Source organism: Luteibacter sp. Sphag1AF, assembly GCF_014192715.1.
Taxonomy (GTDB): Bacteria; Pseudomonadota; Gammaproteobacteria; order Xanthomonadales; family Rhodanobacteraceae; genus Luteibacter.
The window spans coordinates 589,917-604,434 of the sequence record NZ_JACHYH010000001.1 but is presented as its reverse complement, the minus strand read 5'-3'; the positions used below and the strand labels follow the sequence as shown (position 1 = coordinate 604,434).

The 14,518-nt window shown below is 61.3% G+C and carries 13 protein-coding genes; 8 read left to right on the top strand and 5 right to left on the bottom strand.

Features of this window, described 5'->3' with window-relative positions; all coding sequences use genetic code 11:
* Positions 1–9 precede the first annotated feature (9 nt).
* Positions 10–492, bottom strand: a complete 483-nt coding sequence (locus tag FHW69_RS02775; RefSeq protein ID WP_183422249.1) for a DUF456 domain-containing protein — start codon at positions 490–492, stop codon at positions 10–12.
* 5 nt (positions 493–497) lie between these two features.
* A complete protein-coding gene (locus FHW69_RS02770; protein ID WP_183421481.1) occupies positions 498–1,274 on the bottom strand; it encodes a DUF3298 and DUF4163 domain-containing protein in 777 nt (258 codons plus the stop codon).
* A gap of 85 nt (positions 1,275–1,359) precedes the next feature.
* Here FHW69_RS02770 and FHW69_RS02765 point away from each other — a divergent pair, with 85 nt between their 5' ends.
* A complete protein-coding gene (locus tag FHW69_RS02765; RefSeq protein ID WP_183422248.1) occupies positions 1,360–2,010 on the top strand; it encodes a serine/threonine protein kinase in 651 nt (216 codons plus the stop codon).
* Between the two features lie 4 nt (positions 2,011–2,014).
* On the opposite strand, the gene FHW69_RS02760 is transcribed toward FHW69_RS02765, so the two are convergent.
* Entirely contained in the window at positions 2,015–2,791 is a 777-nt protein-coding gene (locus FHW69_RS02760; protein ID WP_183421480.1) for a ferredoxin--NADP reductase, read from the bottom strand.
* Positions 2,792–2,998: 207 nt separating this feature from the next.
* Here FHW69_RS02760 and FHW69_RS02755 point away from each other — a divergent pair, with 207 nt between their 5' ends.
* Positions 2,999–4,162: an MFS transporter gene (locus FHW69_RS02755; protein WP_183421479.1), complete on the top strand. Its 1,164-nt coding sequence runs from the start codon at positions 2,999–3,001 to the stop codon at positions 4,160–4,162.
* Positions 4,163–4,196: 34 nt separating this feature from the next.
* Positions 4,197–4,592: a hypothetical protein gene (locus FHW69_RS02750; protein WP_183421478.1), complete on the top strand. Its 396-nt coding sequence runs from the start codon at positions 4,197–4,199 to the stop codon at positions 4,590–4,592.
* Between the two features lie 89 nt (positions 4,593–4,681).
* On the opposite strand, the gene FHW69_RS02745 is transcribed toward FHW69_RS02750, so the two are convergent.
* Entirely contained in the window at positions 4,682–5,002 is a 321-nt protein-coding gene (locus tag FHW69_RS02745) for a hypothetical protein (protein ID WP_183421477.1), read from the bottom strand.
* Between the two features lie 463 nt (positions 5,003–5,465).
* Here FHW69_RS02745 and FHW69_RS02740 point away from each other — a divergent pair, with 463 nt between their 5' ends.
* The 4 genes from FHW69_RS02740 to FHW69_RS02725 all read left to right on the top strand — a co-directional run bounded on the left by FHW69_RS02740 (position 5,466) and on the right by FHW69_RS02725 (position 10,418).
* Complete coding sequence (locus FHW69_RS02740) at positions 5,466–7,139, top strand: type IV secretory system conjugative DNA transfer family protein (protein ID WP_183421476.1); 1,674 nt, start codon at positions 5,466–5,468, stop codon at positions 7,137–7,139.
* Between the two features lie 133 nt (positions 7,140–7,272).
* Positions 7,273–7,788 carry a hypothetical protein gene (locus tag FHW69_RS02735; RefSeq protein WP_183421475.1) on the top strand — a complete coding sequence of 172 codons (516 nt, stop codon included), beginning with the start codon at positions 7,273–7,275 and terminating at the stop codon, positions 7,786–7,788.
* Between the two features lie 180 nt (positions 7,789–7,968).
* Positions 7,969–8,469 carry a hypothetical protein gene (locus FHW69_RS02730; protein WP_183421474.1) on the top strand — a complete coding sequence of 167 codons (501 nt, stop codon included), beginning with the start codon at positions 7,969–7,971 and terminating at the stop codon, positions 8,467–8,469.
* A 20-nt stretch (positions 8,470–8,489) separates the two neighbouring features.
* Positions 8,490–10,418 carry a DUF2235 domain-containing protein gene (locus FHW69_RS02725; protein ID WP_183421473.1) on the top strand — a complete coding sequence of 643 codons (1,929 nt, stop codon included), beginning with the start codon at positions 8,490–8,492 and terminating at the stop codon, positions 10,416–10,418.
* A 102-nt stretch (positions 10,419–10,520) separates the two neighbouring features.
* On the opposite strand, the gene FHW69_RS02720 is transcribed toward FHW69_RS02725, so the two are convergent.
* Positions 10,521–13,556, bottom strand: coding sequence for a TonB-dependent receptor plug domain-containing protein (locus FHW69_RS02720; protein ID WP_183421472.1), 3,036 nt, complete (start codon positions 13,554–13,556; stop codon positions 10,521–10,523).
* A 485-nt stretch (positions 13,557–14,041) separates the two neighbouring features.
* Between FHW69_RS02720 and FHW69_RS02715 the strand changes: the two genes are divergently transcribed.
* Positions 14,042–14,500, top strand: coding sequence for a hypothetical protein (locus tag FHW69_RS02715; RefSeq protein ID WP_183421471.1), 459 nt, complete (start codon positions 14,042–14,044; stop codon positions 14,498–14,500).
* The last annotated feature ends 18 nt before the right edge of the window (positions 14,501–14,518 follow it).

Below are 14,518 nucleotides of genomic sequence, written 5' to 3'. Positions count from 1 at the left end.
CGGGATGGTTCAACCGAAAAGGAACGCCGCGGCAAACAGGCCGATCATCACGAACGAGATGACCAGCTTCACCAGCGTACCCAGCAACATGCCGAACCAGGTGCTCACGCCCACATGAGCTGAGCGCAGCGCGCTTTTGCCGGACATCATTTCGCCCGCTACGGCTCCCAGAAAGGGACCGAGCAACAGGCCGGGCAGGCCAAAAAACATGCCGACCACGGTGCCGATGGCCGCACCCCATAACGCCCGCGAACTGGCGCCCACGCGTTTGGCGCCCAGCGTGCCAGCCACGAAGTCAATGGCCACGCCCACGATGCCGGCGACCGCAATGCCTACCAGCCACCACAGGCCCACATGCCGGTAGCCATCGGTGGCGGCGGCCACCCACAGCCCGGCGAAGATCAGCGGAATGCCAGGCAATGCGGGCAGGATGGCTCCGGCAACGCCTGCGATGACCAGCAGCGCCGCGCAGATGTACAGCACGACGTCCAGGGCCATCAGCGGAAGGCGTCCCGATATTCCGGTTTCAGATGCGAGGCGAACACTTCCGTCGGTATGTCCACCGCCTGCGCCCCGGCAGCGTAGGAGGCTACCTGGTAGGGCGGGAAGATGAACGTCAGCCCGTGCACCTTGCCGTCGTCGCCGGTGAGCAGCGTGAACACGCGATAGTGGTTCTTGCCCGGCGCGGTGCCCTCATCAATCTGCTCGCTGGTGGATGCCAGCGGGTCATCCTGATCGTCCAGTGCACCCAGCAACTGGCGCCGTGACTCGGCGGCCAGCGCGGTTTCTGCCGCATTCGGATCAGTGAAAAGCTCCGGCAGCGTGACCACGCGGCCGGCTTCCCGGTCGTAGGTGAAGCTGTCCACGATGGGCGCCGGATGCGCGCCTCCGGTGAATGCCGAGCCATCGACCTGCACATTGATGAAGCGGTCGGTGTGGGCGGCCACGGCCACGTCCAGGTTGAGGTCCCACGGCATTTCGCGCGCACGGTCACGCGCGCCCGGCGCGTCCAGGCTGGTCAGAAATCCCTTTTTCTGGGCATCCACATAGTGGTTGATGGCATCCTTCAGCGGCGCCTGATCGGCAGCCAGCTCCGGAAGCTTCAATTCCATGGTGTACAGGCCTGAGGCGCTGCTTTGGTTATCCTTGGCTGTCACCGTGGCGGGCGCGGCCGGTGCCGTCGCCGTGTTGTCTGCTGGTTGTTCGTTGGCGCCCTTGCAGGCAGCCAGTCCGGCGGTCACGAAAACCAGCGACATGATCTGTCGCACAAACATTGGCAATTCTCCCTGCGAAGGCACAGTTTAGCGGCCCAGGGTGGGTATCGTGTCAACGAATTGAAGGAAAAGCGTGGATGTGACGATGACCGAAACGGTCACCCTCCTCAAAGCCGACGAACTGGGACGCATCGAGCGCGTGGAGCGCGATGGCCAGATGCTGATCCGTCGCGACATCTCGTCCGCCCGCTGGTGGGCACGCGGATTTGCGCGTCGCGCGGCGGCGCGCGAAGCCCGTGCGCTGAAGAAGCTTGATGGCATTGACGGCGTGCCGCGCCTGCTGGCGTGGGACGGCCGGCATCTTGAGCGCAGCTACATGGCCGGCCAGCCCATGCAACTGGGCCAGCCCCGGGATGGCGCCTATTACCGGGACGCGCTGCGCCTGCTTGCCGTGCTGCATCGCCGGGGCATCGTGCACAACGATCTGGCCAAGGAACCCAACTGGCTGGTTCGTGAGGACGGCTCGCCCGCACTGGTGGACTTTCAGATTGCCTGGACCCGCGGACGGCGTGGCCGCTTGTTCCGCCTGCTGGCGCGCGAAGATCTGCGCCATTTGCTGAAGCACAAGCGGACGTACGTGCCCGACGGGCTGAGTGTTCGCCAGCGGGCCATTCTGGCCCGGCCCGCTCCCCATTCGCGGCTGTGGCGCGCGACGGGGAAGCGGCTTTACAAGCTCATTGCCCGCAAGCTGTTCGGCTATTGGGACAACGAGGGGCAGGGGCGGATCAGGCGCTGAGGCCTTACTTCTCGACGAAGGCCCGTTCGATCACGTAATCACCCGGCTCGCGCGTGCGCGGCGAGGCCTGGAAGCCGCGGCCATCCAGCAGCTGGCAGATGTCCTCCAGCATGGACGGGCTGCCGCACAGCATGACGCGGTCTTCTTCCGGGTTGAGCGGCGGCAGACCGAGCGTGCGGGCCATCTCGCCATCGGCGATGGCATCGGTGATGCGGCCACGGTTGCGGAACTCCTCGCGGGTGACCGTGGGGTAGTACAGCAGCTTGTCGCGCACCAGCTCACCCAGGTATTCGTGGGCGGGCAGCTCCTTCTCCAGGTAGTCGGAGTAGGCCAGGTCGTTGATCTGGCGGACGCCGTGGGCAAGCACCACGGTATCGAAGCGCTCGTAGGTTTCCGGGTCGCGGATGATGCTGAGGAACGGAGCCAGGCCCGTGCCGGTGCCCAGCAGATACAGCCGCTTGCCGGGCTTCAGATCGTTGAGCACCAGTGTGCCGGTCGGCTTGCGGCTGACAATCAGCGGGTCGCCGGGCTTCAGGTGCTGCAGGCGCGAGGTCAGCGGGCCGTCCTGCACTTTGATGCTGAAGAATTCCAGGTGCTCTTCGTAGTTGGCACTGGCAATCGAATACGCGCGCATCAGCGGGCGCCCGTCGACTTCCAGGCCAATCATCACGAAGTGCCCGCTCTCAAAGCGGAAACCCGGGTCCCGCGTGGTGCGGAAACTGAAAAGCGTGTCGTTCCAGTGATGCACGTCGATCACGTGCTCGGTCGCCATTGCCACCATGTGCGTACTTTCCTGATAGGGGAGGGGGCTCTGGCTGGGGAGCGGCGCGAACGGCCGGATGCCTTGGCGAGCCCAACGGGCATCGCGCCCGCGTGGTAACGGCATAGGATAAGGGAGATGAGCCCGGGATGGGAGGGGCCATCCGGCCGCCGCTTGTGACGGCGCATTGTAATGGTGCGTCGCAGCAAAGCGGCGTAAACTGGCACCATGTATCTGCCTCTTCTTGCTTTGGCCATTGCCGCGTTCGGCATCGGCACCACCGAATTCGTCATCATGGGCCTGTTGCCCGAGGTGGCGAGCGATCTTCATGTGAGCGCACCGGCCGCGGGCATGCTGGTGTCCGGCTATGCCATTGGCGTGGCCATCGGCGCGCCCGTGCTGGCGCTGGTCACGGCCCGCTGGCCACGGCGCAAGGCGCTGCTGACGCTCATCGCCTTCTTCATCCTGGGCAATGCGCTGTGCGCCATCGCGCCCACGTATGAGCTGCTTATGGCGGCCCGTGTGGTGACTGCGTTCTGCCATGCCGCGTTCTTTGGCATCGGCGCGGTTGTGGCCGCCGATCTGGTGCCGGAGCGGCGCGCGCAGGCGGTGGCCTTGATGTTCACCGGTCTGACGCTGGCCAATGTACTGGGCGTTCCGTTCGGTACGGCGCTGGGTCAGGTGGCTGGCTGGCGCTCGACGTTCATGGCGGTCACGGTCATTGGCCTGGCCGCTGCGGTGGCGTTGGCGGTGTGGCTGCCGAAGAAGATTCCGATGCAGTCGGGGCAGAGTCTGCTGAGCGAGTTCCGCGCCATCGCCACGCCGCGCGTGCAGATGGCGCTGCTGGTGAGCACGCTGGCTTCGGTGAGCATGTTTACTGTGTTTACCTATATCGCGTACATCCTGCGCGACGTGACGCATTTTTCGGAGCACGCGAAAAGCTGGGTGCTGCTGCTGTTCGGTGCGGGCATCACCGTGGGCGGGCTGGTTGGCGGCAAGTTGGCCGACTGGAAGCTGATGCCGGTGCTCGCATCGCTGTTCGTGTGCAATGCGGTGATTCTTGCGATTTTCGCGTGGACGAGTCATTTCCAGATCGCCACGCTGGTAACGATGTTCGTGTGGGGCGTGTTCTCGTTTGCGGTGGTGCCGGCGGCGCAGGTGCGCGTGCTGGATCAGGCGCGCGGTGCGCCGAATCTTGCGTCCACGCTGAACCAGGGTGCTTTCAACGTGGGCAATGCCACGGGCGCCTGGCTGGGCGGCATGGTGATCGGCGCGGGATTGCCGCTGACGAATCTGCCGCTGCTGGGCGCCTTCATCGCGCTGGGCGGACTGGCGGTCGTGGTCGCGTCGGCACTGTATGACCGTCGCGGCAGCCTGATGGCGCAAGCCTGATTTATGATGTGACTTTGATCGACGGAACCGTCACATGACACAGCAGGTTTACGCCCCGGGCCAAGTCTGGACTTACCGTAACCGGCCGGGTGAAGAGGCGTCGCGTCTGGTCATTCGCGCCATCGAGGCGTTGCCTCAGGATGGCGAGGTGATTCACATTGCCGCCCATGGTCTGAATCTGCGCAATCACCGCATGGATGGCGGGATGCAGCGCACGCTGCATCATCTGGCGGTGTCGCGTGGCACGCTGGATCGCAGCGTGGTGGCGCTGGACGGCACACTCCCCGATGACGGCGCATGGCGTCCGGGCTACGACATCTGGACGCAGGCATTCGTCAACGGCGATGCCGCCGTGTTTGAAAGCGACCTTCCGGCGATCCTCGACTACATCGAAAAAGTGATCGCGGCATCGGGCGAAGCCTCTCACTGACTGCCCGCCCGGGTTCCCAGGGAAGGTTGCGGGGCTTCTCGCTCCCACACACACCTGCCCACAGGCGCCTGTTGAGGGAGTGAGCTTGTTTACGAGTCGGTGGAAGCGGGTGCCGTTCCGAATGGCCCGGCTTTCAGCATGTCGATGGCCTCAACGGGCATGAGTTTTATCCGGCTGCGCCAGAGTCCGGTGATCGGCGGCATGGCTTCAGCGAGCAGTCGCCGCAGCATGATGCTGAGTTGCGCGGCGGTCGCGGGGTCTACGTCGGCCTCAACGGCGTGTGACGAGATATCAACGATGGCCTGCGCATCGGCGAGTCGCATGACGGCGACGTCGCGTAGCTGGTCGATGTTGAGCGTGACGTTGTTCTGGCAGGTGGGGCAGGTGATGGTCTGGTCGGGCGTGTGCATGGCGGTTCCTTGGCCGCAGGTCCGCACCCTGCTGTGCAGGGTGGCGGACGTGTCGGGGTCGAAAACCGGTGCATGAGTCAAACCCGGCCAGGTGCGAGACCTGCCCGACACGCCCGCCGTAAAGGCGAACGCGCAGGACACAGGCGGCGAACCGCCTGTGTAACTCAACGCATACGGGTTTCGACACCCGGCCGCCGAAGAAGTCGGCGACGCGAAGAGCATCGCGATTCACGCAAGGCGGAACTATCCGATTATTCCGAAAAAGTCATCGGAATTATTTGAGAGTGGGGCGAGCACCCATCGCTTGCAGACTCACTCCCACAACGTCATAGGGCCTCGGGCGTGGCAGGCGTTTCGCGCAGAGTAAATTCGGCAGGCATTTTCAGATTCGCCTGAGAGTATCGGCCGATCCAGATCGCAAGAATGATCTTCGGCTCGCACCACGCGAGCAGGGAGATCAAGGATGAACAAGTTCAAGGCGGGTCTGGCTCTCGGTGGCCTGGCGCTCGCGATCTGGGCGGGCCTGTGGGTGTCTGGTCTGCTGGCGCTGCTGTTGCTCAACGGCCGTCACGTCTCCTGGGAGTGGCACACGTATTGGGCGTACTTTTCCATACGCCACAGGCCGGAAATCGCTGCCCATGTCATGACGATCAAAGGAGCTGGCATCGTTGGCTTTGGCCTGCCTCTGATCCTGTGGGTGTTTGTCGTCATCCGGTTCCTCAAGCCGACCATCCGCTCCGCGCACGGGGATGCGCGATTCGCACGACACGGCGACCTCTCCCGTCATGGCCTGCTCCAGGCCGCAGGCCATGGCATCGTCATCGGCAAGAGGCGCAACGCCTTCCTGCGCCTGCATGGCACGCGGCATGCCTTGCTCGCAGCGCCCACCCGCAGCGGCAAGGGCGTTGGCGCAGTCATTCCGAATCTGCTGACCTACCGCGACTCGGTGGTCGTGCTGGATATCAAACAGGAAGCCTTCGACATTACCTCCGGGTGGCGGTCCACGCAGGGCGAGGTGTTCCTGTTCAACCCGTTTTCGCCGGATCTGCGAACGCACGGCTGGAACCCCATGAGCTATGTCAGCGACGATCGCTCGCATCGCACATCCGATCTACAGGCCATCGCCGCGATCCTCTACGACGATGAGGGACAGCGCGATCCGTTCTGGATCAGTAGCGCACGCAATTGCTTCCTCGCCGCCAGCCTCTACCTGTTCGAGCAATGGGATAACGAGCGCACACGTGGAAAGAAGTGTCCCAACGGCAAGCCCACCCTTGGCCGGATCTACCGGCTGCTCTCGGGCGATGGGCGCGACCTCAAGGAGCATCTTGAAGGTCTGGCCATGCAGACGTTTCTGAGCGCCGACGCGCGCACCGCCTTCGCCAACCTGACTTCGCTGGCTGACAAAACACTCTCTTCCGTAGTCGGCACATTCCAGGCGCCGCTTCACATGTTTCTCAACCCGGTGCTTGACAAGGCCACGTCTCGAGACAGCTTCGACCTGAGGGAACTGCGCAAAAAGCCCATGAGCATCTATGTCGGCATATCGCCCGACAAGCTCGCCGAGTCACGCCAGATTCTCAACCTGTTCTTCAGTCAGGCTATCAACCAGAACGTCCGCGAGCTGCCAGACAAGAATCCGGAACTGAAGCACCAGTGCCTGATCCTTCTCGATGAATTCACTGCACTCGGCCGCGTGGACATCATCGCCCGCTCCATCAGTTTCCTTGCGGGCTACAACATCCGGATATTCACCGTCATTCAGTCGCTCTCGCAACTGGATGCCACCTACGGCCGTGACGTGGCGCGCAGCATGGTGACGAATCTGGCCTGCCAGATCATCTATACGCCACGCGAGCAGCGCGATGCCAACGAGTACTCGGAGATGCTTGGCTACACCACGCTTCGCAAGCGCAACGAAACACGCACGGGCGGCCGCGTTTCCCGGACAGAGGTCGAAGAACGCCGCGCGCTGATGCTTCCACAGGAACTGAAAGCCATGAGCCCTGATGAACAGATCATCTTCATCGAAGGCAGCCCCCATCCCATCCGTTGCCGAAAGATTCGCTACTACAAGGATCGGTTCTTCAAGGAAAGGCTCTTGCCGAAGATTGCGGTGCCGAGGTTGGGCGGGTGAGGGCGTATTGACGTCTGTAACGACCGTCTTCAAGTCAAAAACAGGGTTTCCTATGACTTGTTACAAGCTCCCTTCAAAAGGGAGATTTTTGATAGCGATGTTTTTTAGCCTCCTTATATCTGGATGTAAAACCATGCCTGATGATCGTTACAGCCCCGGTTCGCCGCAATCCCGAAGTAATGGCGCCTCACTAACATTCTCGGGCTACAGCTTTGGCGCGCATTGTTTCAATACGAACGGGTGCAAGGTTATCTACAGTAATCGTTATCAATGGATGGATGAGGACGGCACGATATCGCCGCCACCGAATGATAACTACCTGTCGCGTCTGAGAAGCTCGCATGTTGGTATTGAAGAATTCTCAGAACCCGCACACGTGACATGGCGTTCTCTTGACGGCACGCGCCACGAAGCGAGTATTGATCTGGATAGCATCTTCAAGGATCGAAAGATTCTTCACAACGTCGCTGATCGGGACATTCTGAAGGAGGCATTCATTGATGACCCCTCCATTATTTTGGTTGTCAATGACCGAACGATATCCGTTTACATGAAAGCCTTTATTCCTCTGGAGAGGCTGGAGGACCCCGCCAACAAGTACAGCGCCGACCGCTATGAGCCTGTACTTGCATACGAGCACACCTACTAACTTTCGAGATTAAAGGTAAGGCGAGAGTTTATGTACTTGGAGTGCGCGAGCTCGCGGCTTAATGCTTCCCCTCGGGCAAGTGGATATCTGACCATGCGAATAGCGGCTCGATTTTTCATTTCACTTGTAGTGTTTTGCAGTGTGAGTGGGTGTCAGATGACCCCATCCGGAATGGGACGAATGAAGAGTGCGCGGTCATTTGGTCAGGAAAACCCTTATCCAGCTTTTTCGGATCATAACTTTTCCGCGTATTGCTTTAGCACTATGGGTTGCCGGGTTTTTTACCACGGCAAGTACGATGTCGACGATAGAGAGGGCAAAGAATCAAGTGCATTGGTCGACGAGGCGCAATTGAAGAAATTGCATGCCGTCAGAGTGGGTATACGGAACTTTCCGCCGCCGGCTCTCGTTACATGGCAATCAAAAGACGGTATCCACCACGAGGCTGAAGTTGATCTGGGCCGAATATTCAAGGATCGGCGGATTGTTCACAACGTTGACAAGCATGCAATTCTTGAGGGTGCGGCTGTCCTGAATCCAGACATCATTCTGGTGGTTAACGACAGGACGATTAGCGTCTACATGAAGGCTTTTATTCCCCTGAAGAGTCGAGAGGATCCAGCGAACAAATATAGTGACGCGCGCGACGAGTTGGTATTGGCATATCGCAAATTGTATTAATGGAATAGTGAGTGCAAGGAATGAGCGAAAAACATAAAGTGGGTTCCGACGGTCTTCTGCTGGATGGCGTGAGTTCCAGCCCGGTTACAGCACTTGATATAGGGATCTATCACCTATCCAGCGTTCGACTGGATTCTCTTCCGGTGCCGAAGTTATATCAATCGGCGAATCCTCATCACCGTCTTTTCGTAGCAAGTTTTGATGGAACAGGGAACGACGTGGATGGAGATCCAGAGCACGCGACAAATGTGGCTATGTTTAGTGCGTCCCTCAAGGATGTCGGTCTAAGAAATCCGAATGTCTATGTTGAATATCTTGAAGGCCCCGGTACTCAAAGCAATGCAGTTGTACGTGTTGTTGACGGGGCGCTTGGATATACCTATGACTCCAGGCTGGAGGCGATGTACGAGCTATTCAGCCGACAGGCACGTGATTGGCTAAAAGAGGATCCTCGGGCCGAAATTCGGGTTCTGGCGACAGGCTTTAGTCGTGGAGCCGACCAGGCAGCCGGCTTCACGCGTATGGTGCATGAGCGTGGCATCAAGGATCCGAGGGCAATAGATCGAGCAGATCACCGGGATGGTCCAGATGAAGTTGCTGTGCCGCGACCCCTGCTGGTCTCTCCAGGTCGCATTCCTCAGGCCGTCGCCCTATTCGACCCCGTCGGCACCGGCACGCCGCATAGGCGTGATCGCCACCTGCCGTCCTCTGTCGTTTCCGGGTTCCAGATCGTGGCGCGTGATGAGCGTCGCAACCAGTTTCCGTCCAGCCAGATCATTCCTCAGGGTATGTCCGCCGACGGGCGCTTCCTTGGCGTGACCGTGCCGGGTGCCCATTCGGATATTGGTGGCAGCTATCACGTGGATGGGCTCGCGCGTTTGAATGGCAATCTGATGGCCGATTACATCAATGCGTTGAGCGACGTTCCGCTGGTGCACAAGCGTGAGCTGCCTTCGGACCCGGAGCGCTACGTGATTCATCGCTCCGAGGAGCATCTTTTCATCTATGGCACGTCGACCTTCGAGCGCGATGGCATGCGTGACGTGATGGGCGCGCAGATTTCGCCGCCGCATTGCCGGCTGGTGGTGACGTGTGCGCCGCCCGATCCCGTGGACCCCGTGCTTGCTGCGTCGCTGGGCGAGCGACGTCCCGTGGGGCAGCTTTCCATGGCCGTGGCGTATGCCACGTCGCGCGAATTTCCAATGCAGGCTCCCGACCATCGCGCCATGGAGCAGCCGCCAGCGCGTCGCTTCTACGACCTGGACCGCAGTCACGCCATTGGGAATATCCCGTTGCCGGGCGAGCGCATGCTTCCCGGGTGGAGCCCGCCGAGTCCTGCCGTGAGCGGGGGCAGATACGTTGATCACGCGCATGAGCCCGTCCCGGGCCATCCGGGTAGCCGCCACGACGCATCCATGTCGCGCGAGCGTGCGCCGCTGCATGCCCATGATTCGATCCACGTTGCCTCACCGCAGATGGGTGCGGCGAGGGGACGGTCAGAGCTGCCCGAGGCGATGCCCTCATCACCTCCCGATCCGCGGCATCCGCAACATCCGGCCCACGCGATGTACCGCAGCGTGCGTGGCCAGTTGCACGAGCTTTATGCCGAGCAGAGCATCAGCCTTTCCGATACGCGTCTGGAAAACATGACCGCCGCGATCATGGCGGACGCCCGCCGCGCCAATATCACGCGGGTGACGTCAATGGAATTCAGCTACGACGATAACGATCGTCCGGACGTGAACCGCTACATCTTTGTGTACAACGGTGATCCGAGAAGGGACGGCACGCCGGAAAGCTCCACGGACGTTCAGGCGGCGTCGGTGACTCCGCCGGAACAGTCCTATCAGCAGTTTCACCAAGCCGCCGAGCATCATCACGAGCGTGCGTTGCAAAGGCAGCTTCAGCAGGCGAGGGAGCATTCACACGGGATGGGGCACTCGTTGTAGTGGTATCGGGTAGTGGGTGCAGAAGCAAAAAAAGCGCCCGGTGATCACCGCCGGCCATGGGGAATGGCGGCGGTGGCCGGGCGCAACAGGGGACGGGTGCGATCAGAAGTCGTAGTTGACGCTGAAGCGGACGTAGCGCGGTGCTTCGGACAGAAGCGGCATGCCGTACTGCGGGTTGACGGTGCGCGGTGAATCACCTTCGCCGTTGGGCTGGAGGAAGGTGGCGCGCTGTTCGTTCAGCACGTTGAAGACGTTGGCGCTGAAGGCTAGCTTCTGGTCGCCCCAGTTGGGGCGATAGGTCACGCCCAGATCCAGCTGGAAGGTCCACGGCAGGCGGCCCTGGCTTCCGGGCGGCGACGGTTCGCCATTACAGAAGTGGTAGGCGTTGTTGTAGCCGGTGGGGTTGCTGTGGTCGGCACCGAAGTAGCCCAGGCAGATGCGCGGGTTGCCGGACTGCGCCGAGAAGTTGCCGGAGACCTGCCACTCGGGAGCGACCTGGTAGTAGCCATAGGCTTTCAGGACATGGGTATGGTCGTTGTTCTGCACGCCGTTGGCGTTGACCATGATGGCGTAGTTGTCCCAGTCCTCGCTGGCGGATGCGCCGTTCTGGCGAAGGTCGGAGCGAAGCTGGCCTTCGGTATTGCCGTAGCTACGCGAGAAGACATAGTCGATCTTGCCGTACCACTTGCCGTTGAACGGGTGCTCAAGGAAGGTTTCAAGACCGTAGTAGCGGCGCTTCAGCTGCGGGAAGCCAAGCTCTTCGCGGCTGAGCGGCACGCGGAAGGGATTGCCTGAGGTGTCCAGCAGCACGAAGGTGTTGGCCGCGCCGCCGTCGATCAGGTAGCAGCTGTTGGTGGAGCCAACGGTGTAGCCCAGCGCTTCGGCTTTCGCTGTAACACGGCCGATGTCGCAGAAGTCGTCGATGGCCGCGCGCAGGATGCGCTGGGTGGCTTTCATGCCCCATACGTAATCGGTGCCAAGCGTCTTGTCGAAGCCCAGGATGAATTCGTCCTGATGCTCGGCCTTGAGGTTGGCGGCCGTGACAGTGCGCGGGTCGGGCTGCACGCCGTAGGAGTTGTTGGCTGAAACCAGGCCGCTGATCGGCGTGAGGCCGGTGGGCGTGCCGTCGGCAGCGATGCCGGTATAGGTGAAGTACTGCTGGGTGGCAATGTAGCCCGCTGCTGCGCCGGTGGCGGGATTGAGCGGCAGGCCGAGGTAGTAGCGGCCCGCGTTGGCGAAGACCTTGAAGCTGCCATCGCCGTTGACGTCCCAGCTTGCACCCAGGCGCGGAGCCCACTGCGGCTTGGTCTGGCGGATGAACGCCTGACCGGCAGGGTTGTAGTCGGTGAACTGATCGTTGCGAAGGCCCAGCGACAGCAGCCAGCGATCCGAGACCTGCCACTTGTCTTCAATGTATTGCGCACGCTGTTCTGAACGCACGCTCACCGCGTTGTTGGCGATGTCCTGATAAACGTAATAACCCGTCTCGCCACCAGGAAAACCGGCCGGTGCGGGTACGTTGTTCGGGTTGCCCGGGCCGCCATCGGAGATGGGCGTGTTGGGCGTGTCGGTGCGGCGATAGGCCCAGCTGTAGCCGGGGCCGGACGTGCGGGTGCCCTGGTTGTTGGCCTGGGATTTCTGGTTGTCCACGCCAACGCTGATGGTGTGGTTGCCCAGATGGTAGGCGAGGTCGAAACGGAAGTTCTGCGTCTTGTTGCCACGCGCGGGATCAGCGAGGTTGGCCACCTGGCTGTTGCCGCGCGGGCTGCCGCCATTGAGCAGCGGGTTCTGGCTGGTGATGCCGCTGACATAGGTGAGGCTGGGATCGTAGGTGCCGGGCACATCACGATTCTTGGTGTTCATTTCGCCGTACATCGCACTCACCGTCAGATCGTCGGTGATATAGCCGGTGTACTTGGCCACGTACAGATCACCGCCGGTCTTGGTGTCGTTGAGCGGTTTCAGATACGCGCCACGTTCGCGGTTGACGAAGTCGTATGCGTAGCGCGAACCGCTGCCTGAGCGCTTGTCTGATGCGCCCGTCAATTCGAGGATGTGGCTGTCGGTGATGTTCCAGTCGATCTTCGCGTACATGCGCGGGCTGTTGTACCGATAGTCGGACGACGGCGTGGCGGTGTTGTCTACCGCGTTGACGTTGGAACCCTGGCGGCGCTCGGCTTCGGCGGCCACGAAGACGAACAATTTGTCCTTGATGAGCGGGCCACCTGCGTAGGCGCTGACGGTGGTGGTCCACTCAGAGTTTTCGCTGCGCGGGTCGTACAGGTTACCGGCCACGGCTGACTTCGGCGTGCTGGTGTAGTAGTAATCGCGGTAGTTGCTGCGTGCGAATGCTGGTTCCCACAAGACCTGCGCACCGAAGTGCCAGTCGTTGGTACCGCGCTTGCCTACCTGGTTGATGACGCCGCCGTCGGAACGTCCGTACTGCGCGCTGTAGCCGCCCGTATAGACTTCCTGCTGGTCGATGGCGCCGTACGGCAACTGAAGTCCACCGGCACCATTGAGCGGATCGGTGACGTTGAAGCCGTTGACGTAGTACGCGTTCTCGCTGGCAGCGGAGCCGCCGAAGCTGACGAGCGAACGACCCGTGTCACTGGTGAAGCCACCCGTGTTGGCAACGACCCCGGGGGCGAGCTTTGCGATGGCTTCGGCATTGCGGCCCAGAGGCAGGCGGGCCAGCTGCTGGGACGTGATGACGGTGCGCGAGTCGACTGACGTGACGTCAATGGCAGGCAGGCTGTTGCTGGTAACGGTCACGCCGCCAAGATCGGTGGCGTCTGTGGAGCTTGTGGCCGCAACGGCAAACGACACATCGGTACTTGAGCCGACACGAAGCTGAACGTCTTTGCGCGAGTCGATAGCGGCACCATCGCGGCGCAGCGTGATGGTGTAGGTCCCCAGCGGCAACTGGGATGCCACGTACTTGCCCATCGCATCCACAGGCACTTCGCGCTTCAGGCCCGTGGAGCTTTCAATGAGCACCGTCTCGCCCGCGCCAACGGGCGCGGTGCCGTAGAGGTTACCCGTGGTGGACTGGGCGTATGCGCCCGTCGCCACGCCCAGGCACGTGGCAACGGCCAGTGCGAGTGCGTGCCTGCGTGTCAGCAACTTCTTGTTCATGCCTTCCCCGAATGTGTCGTAAGCCCCGAAACGGTGCGATCACCGGGCCGCACGAACGACGGGCAAAACTTCCCCCTCGCCGCCAAAGCGCGTACCCGGAACCGTCACCTCATGAAACGCCTATTTGTCACGATCCAAATAGGCTGTGGCGAAGATGTACAGCACAATTTTCTTCGTGTCCAGACGCACTGCGGGAAGGAAAAGCAGACGTCCAGACGTCCTGGGTGCGTGTTGCAAAGCAACACATAATTGGCTTTGAACCGCTATTTATGTCGATCTAAATGAGAACGCAAGGCGACGAGAAGCACGTTTTGGGTGGCTTGAATTGACCGTAAGAAAAAGATCAAAAAACTTTCGCCCGGCCACCCGAAAAGGCCTCCGCGATGACGGCCAGGGGCGCCTTTTATGGATCGTGCTAAACGGCCAGCAACTTTCGTCTTCGTTCTGCCGTGGCCGTTGGCCCGGCCTCAGGTACGCTTGGGGCCATGAAAACCTTCCCGGTAATGCGCCTGACAATGCTTGCCCTGGTCATGCTGATCGCTGCCTGCGGATTCCGGCAGCGGGTGTACATGCCCCAGGACTGGATCGAAGGGGCGGACGGCAGCTATGCGTTGGGCGGTGAAGACTGGCGCATCACCATGCCGGTCATGGTCGTGGCGAAGTCGGATATCACGCTGCATCCGGCCATCACGCTGTCACCAGGCAAACACACGGTGAGCATCACGCGTGCGCGCTGGGTGCTGCACGGGCAGAGCATCGCGCCGAAAGACGCCGACTACGAAGGCAAGCCGATCACGGGGCCGACGTTGCTCAACCTCAACTGGGAGTTCCCGAAGGGCACGAAGGCCGTGGATGAACTGGGCGCCGATTCGATCATCCGGCTCGACATGGTCGTTGACGGGGAGCCCCGTTCGGTCGATGTGCCCATGGTGCTGAAGAAATGACCGGAGCCCTCGCGGGCT

What these genes read in the sequence shown, in the direction of transcription:
- FHW69_RS02770 (WP_183421481.1), bottom strand. Translation starts at nt 1,274, where the DNA reads ATGTTTGTGCGACAGATCATGTCGCTGGTTTTCGTGACCGCCGGACTG.
- FHW69_RS02765 (WP_183422248.1), top strand. Translation starts at nt 1,360, where the DNA reads ATGACCGAAACGGTCACCCTCCTCAAAGCCGACGAACTGGGACGCATC.
- FHW69_RS02760 (WP_183421480.1), bottom strand. Translation starts at nt 2,791, where the DNA reads ATGGTGGCAATGGCGACCGAGCACGTGATCGACGTGCATCACTGGAAC.
- FHW69_RS02755 (WP_183421479.1), top strand. Translation starts at nt 2,999, where the DNA reads ATGTATCTGCCTCTTCTTGCTTTGGCCATTGCCGCGTTCGGCATCGGC.
- FHW69_RS02750 (WP_183421478.1), top strand. Translation starts at nt 4,197, where the DNA reads ATGACACAGCAGGTTTACGCCCCGGGCCAAGTCTGGACTTACCGTAAC.
- FHW69_RS02745 (WP_183421477.1), bottom strand. Translation starts at nt 5,002, where the DNA reads ATGCACACGCCCGACCAGACCATCACCTGCCCCACCTGCCAGAACAAC.
- FHW69_RS02740 (WP_183421476.1), top strand. Translation starts at nt 5,466, where the DNA reads ATGAACAAGTTCAAGGCGGGTCTGGCTCTCGGTGGCCTGGCGCTCGCG.
- FHW69_RS02735 (WP_183421475.1), top strand. Translation starts at nt 7,273, where the DNA reads ATGCCTGATGATCGTTACAGCCCCGGTTCGCCGCAATCCCGAAGTAAT.
- FHW69_RS02730 (WP_183421474.1), top strand. Translation starts at nt 7,969, where the DNA reads ATGAAGAGTGCGCGGTCATTTGGTCAGGAAAACCCTTATCCAGCTTTT.
- FHW69_RS02725 (WP_183421473.1), top strand. Translation starts at nt 8,490, where the DNA reads ATGAGCGAAAAACATAAAGTGGGTTCCGACGGTCTTCTGCTGGATGGC.
- FHW69_RS02720 (WP_183421472.1), bottom strand. Translation starts at nt 13,556, where the DNA reads ATGAACAAGAAGTTGCTGACACGCAGGCACGCACTCGCACTGGCCGTT.
- FHW69_RS02715 (WP_183421471.1), top strand. Translation starts at nt 14,042, where the DNA reads ATGAAAACCTTCCCGGTAATGCGCCTGACAATGCTTGCCCTGGTCATG.